5 protein-coding genes and 1 riboswitch are annotated in these 3,904 nt (G+C 39.0%); of the genes, 4 read left to right on the forward strand and 1 reads right to left on the reverse strand.

All coding sequences use genetic code 11. The annotated features are described in order from the left end of the window. A riboswitch (SAM riboswitch) is annotated at nucleotides 1–92 on the forward strand. This riboswitch is flagged as partial in the annotation. 63 nt (nucleotides 93–155) lie between these two features. The 4 genes from AC1DRF_RS18875 (at nucleotide 156) to AC1DRF_RS18890 (ending at nucleotide 3,560) form a co-directional block, all read left to right on the forward strand. After that, complete coding sequence (locus tag AC1DRF_RS18875; protein ID WP_477741393.1) at nucleotides 156–500, forward strand: hypothetical protein; 345 nt, start codon at nucleotides 156–158, stop codon at nucleotides 498–500. 100 nt (nucleotides 501–600) lie between these two features. Continuing rightward, nucleotides 601–759 (forward strand): DUF1540 domain-containing protein, encoded by a 159-nt coding sequence (locus AC1DRF_RS18880; protein ID WP_477741394.1) that lies wholly within the window; start codon nucleotides 601–603, stop codon nucleotides 757–759. A gap of 317 nt (nucleotides 760–1,076) precedes the next feature. Next, entirely contained in the window at nucleotides 1,077–2,480 is a 1,404-nt protein-coding gene (gene alaP, locus AC1DRF_RS18885; protein WP_028410948.1) for an alanine permease AlaP, read from the forward strand. Between the two features lie 240 nt (nucleotides 2,481–2,720). Next, nucleotides 2,721–3,560, forward strand: coding sequence for a GNAT family N-acetyltransferase (locus tag AC1DRF_RS18890; protein WP_230184496.1), 840 nt, complete (start codon nucleotides 2,721–2,723; stop codon nucleotides 3,558–3,560). A gap of 29 nt (nucleotides 3,561–3,589) precedes the next feature. On the opposite strand, the gene AC1DRF_RS18895 is transcribed toward AC1DRF_RS18890, so the two are convergent. Then, nucleotides 3,590–3,904 (reverse strand): GNAT family N-acetyltransferase (locus tag AC1DRF_RS18895; protein WP_477741395.1); only part of this gene is annotated, 315 nt, incomplete at its 5' end.

Here is a 3,904-nt window from a genome sequence, read left to right on the forward strand (position 1 = left end):
GAGAGGTGGAGGGACTGGCCCTTTGAAACCTCAGCAACCACAATTATTGAATGGTGCTAATTTCAGCATAGCCTAGCTCTGACAGATAAGAAGAGGAATCTTTTTCTATGATGAAATCCTCTTCTTAGGAAGAAACATTTCGTATAGAAAAGGTGATGACATTGAATAATACACAAACGAATTTATGCATTAATGATTATTTAGATCTATACTTATTAGCAAAAGAAATAAAAGACGAAACGTGGCAGCAGGAAATTTTAGCCGCGCTAAAAACGCATCAAAATCGTTCATTTGAAGAAAAACAATCCGCTCTAGTTCAAGAGATATGGGAAGATTTTAAACAGTTAAATGAAGATATTTCTTTTACGTATCGCTTAATTCAAGAAGAGCCAACTAACGAACAATTTCATGCTAACTTAAGGCACTTGAGAGAACGGCGGATCACGCTGAGCCGTGAGTTATATTTAGCTAAAAAACAGTATGTTGAACACACGCAATAAAAAGATCCGCTTGAGAAACAAGCGGTTTTTTTGCGTAAAAATGTTAGAATCGTTATATTTCGGGTAGTAAATAGATAAGACAAGCAAAGGAGGGATAACAGTGGCTCAAGGTGTATTGTGTGAAGTGAATGAGTGCATGTATTGGAAATCCAGAAATAAATGCAGTGCAGAGTCCATTTACGTTGTGAGTCCTGAAAGTAGTCACCATGTTTCTGAAACGGAAGAACCTGGCTGTAAAACTTTTGAACCCGCGAGATAAATGCTAGTTTTTATAAAAAAGCATAAAATGAACGATGCGCTGACGGAGTTGAGTCGGCGTTTTTCTATTTTTAAAAAATACTATTACTTAAGTGCAATAATAAATACATAGTAAAAAAGTAGTGCCTATGTCTAATTGTGCGTTTAAACAAAATGATAAGATAATTTTTTTGTTTTTCGACAAAAGAAAAGTGAGGGAAAGGTGATAGAATACAAATATACAGCCTAGCTGTCTTTTAGCACAAATTTATATGAAAGCGCTAACAAAAAAGGCTGTATTCATCTCGTTTTGACAGATTGGAAAAAGGGGAGACGTTTATGCAGGGGAAAACTCAGGGGAAAGAATTGAAACGCGGGTTAGAAGAAAGACATGTGACGCTGATGTCCTTAGGAGCAGCCATAGGGGTAGGACTGTTTCTTGGATCTGCATCTGCTATTAAATTAGCAGGGCCAGGAATATTATTGGCGTACGGATTTAGCGGAATGATTATGTTTTTTATTATGAGAGCACTTGGAGAAATGGCGATTCAAAAACCTGTTGCAGGTTCATTCAGCAAGTACGCACGCGACTACTTAGGGCCGCTTGCTGGTTATTTAACAGGTTGGAACTACTGGTTTTTATGGGTTGTAACATGTATGGCTGAAATTACAGCCGTTGGTATTTATATGGGGTATTGGTATCCGGATGTACCAAACTGGATTTGGGCGTTATCGGCGCTTGTCATCATGACAACGGTTAACTTCTTAGCTGTTAAGGCATATGGTGAACTGGAATTTTGGTTTGCACTTATTAAAATTTTAGCGATTGTATTAATGATTGCCGTTGGATTATTAATGATTGTGTTCGGAATCGGCAACGGCGGCGTTGCGACTGGTATCAAAAACTTGTGGGACAACGGCGGACTGTTCCCGAACGGATTCAAAGGTATTTTGCTGTCGCTACAAATGGTCATGTTTGCGTATTTAGGAATTGAAATGATCGGCGTTACCGCGGGAGAAGTGAAAAATCCCGAAAAATCTCTAGCAAGAGCGATTGATTCTGTCTTTTGGCGTATTCTGATTTTCTACGTCGGTGCGTTATTTGTCATTATGTCGATTTATCCGTGGCAAGAGATTGGTTCACAGGGAAGCCCGTTTGTATTAACATTTGAAAAAATCGGCATTCCAGCGGCGGCTGGTATCATTAACTTTGTTGTACTAACAGCAGCTCTTTCTTCTTGCAACAGCGGTATTTTTAGTACAGGCCGTATGCTGTTTAACTTAGCAGAACACGGAGAAGCACCAAAAGGATACGGTCAGCTTACAAAGGGCGGCGTACCGGGAAAAGCTGTTTTGGCATCAGCAGGTGCGCTATTAGTCGGAGTAGCGTTAAACTACATTGTGCCTGCCAAAGTATTTACGTGGGTAACAAGTATTGCAACATTCGGTGCGATTTGGACATGGGGAATTATTTTGCTTTCTCAAATTAAATATCGCAAAACGTTAAAAACAGGTGAAGAGGCAAAGCTGAAATATAAAATGCCTTTATTTCCGTTAACATCTTATGTGTCACTTGCGTTCCTAGCGCTGGTAGTGGTTCTCATGGCATATAATCCAGATACAAGAATTGCAGTTGTCATCGGACCATTATGGTTTATCGGTCTTATTATCGCGTACTACGCAAAAGGATTTCATAAACGAAGTCAAAGTTCAGCTGCAGCTGAGCAAAAGCTAGTGAAATAACAGAAAAGACCTCTTTCTTGGAAAGAGGTCTTTTTTCATTAGTTTATGTGTGAATGATTAGTTTATTTTAAGGGATTATTGGTACGGATAAATAATGTAGAAAATATTCTATTTATTCTGTACTATTTAGTTAGAGAATTCGTTAATGATTAAACGGTAATTGAAAATGGATGAGTATGTTAGTTTTATGCTTTTTAACGCCACACAGTGCATTGAAAAGTTGGGAGGACATATGCAGAAATGATTGAAACATTTAGTGAAAAAGACATAAAAGGTTTGCTGCTGTTATCGCAGCTGGAAAAATGGGATTATAGTGAAGCAGATTTACATACGATTTTTTCATCTGGAGACGTATTTGGTCATAGAAATGATAACGGAGACATCGTATCAAGTGTGGCCGTAATTTCGTACAAAAATCAGTCAGCTTTTATAGGAATGGTGATTGTGAGAAAAGATTACCGAAAACAAGGGTTAGCCGGGCAGCTCATGAAGCATTGTCTGCAAGTTCTTTCCCCTGAGATGAATGCCTACTTAATTGCGACAAAAGAAGGTGAGCACTTATATCAAACAGCAGGGTTTAAAACCGTGGACTATGTAAGTAAATACATAAGCAGTGAATACACACCAAGAGCATTTAAAGTTTCAGGATTGTATACACGACCCTTAAAGAGAAGTGACTTCAAAGGGATTGTAAAGCTTGATGAAGCAGCATTTGGAGATAATAGAAAGCTATTTTTAAAAAGTAGAATTCAGCAAGCTGAAAAAGCAGTTGTCTTACAAAACGAACAAAATAAAATGACGGGCTATGGTTTAGCGGTTCGTACGCCGAGCAATATCGTGATTGGTCCCGTAGTTGCTCCAAACGCTGAAGCAGCGATGCTAGTCATTGATGAACTAGCGAAGAATTACAAAGAAAAGCTGAGAATTGACCTGTCTTCTCATGAGGAAACGTTAAAGAAACTTGTGGAAAATCACGGATTTCAGCTTCAAAATGAGCCTCCTGTTATGGCGTATGGTGTCAATCCTCTCCCTGCTAGACAGGGCAATCTTTTTGCTATAGCAGCTCAGGCGTTTGGATAAAAAGAAAGGAGAAGCTCCTTTCTTCGCGTCTACCGAATTCTATCAATTTTAAATCCATTATCAATGTGATGAAAGCCGGCTTTTGGATAGTAGTTCATAGCAGAAGGAGCGGAAAGTAAAATCAGCGCGGTTTCTTCGCCGATTTCTGATTGAACGTGTTTGATGAGCTGTGTACCGATTCCTTGCTTTTGATAGTCTTTTACAACAGCTAAATCCGATAAATAGCAGCAGTAGCTAAAATCTGTTAACGCTCTGGCTATGCCAATGAGTTCGCTGCCGTTCCAAGCGGTAATAGTAAGAGAAGCGTGATCAAGCATTCTTTGAATTCGATCAAGGTCTCGTGC

The sequence above is a fragment of the Priestia sp. P5_B4 genome (genome assembly GCF_056400385.1).

Coding starts and splice junctions, on each gene's coding strand:
- AC1DRF_RS18875 (WP_477741393.1), top strand. CDS start 156: ATGACATTGAATAATACACAAACGAATTTATGCATTAATGATTATTTA.
- alaP (WP_028410948.1), top strand. CDS start 1,077: ATGCAGGGGAAAACTCAGGGGAAAGAATTGAAACGCGGGTTAGAAGAA.
- AC1DRF_RS18890 (WP_230184496.1), top strand. CDS start 2,721: ATGATTGAAACATTTAGTGAAAAAGACATAAAAGGTTTGCTGCTGTTA.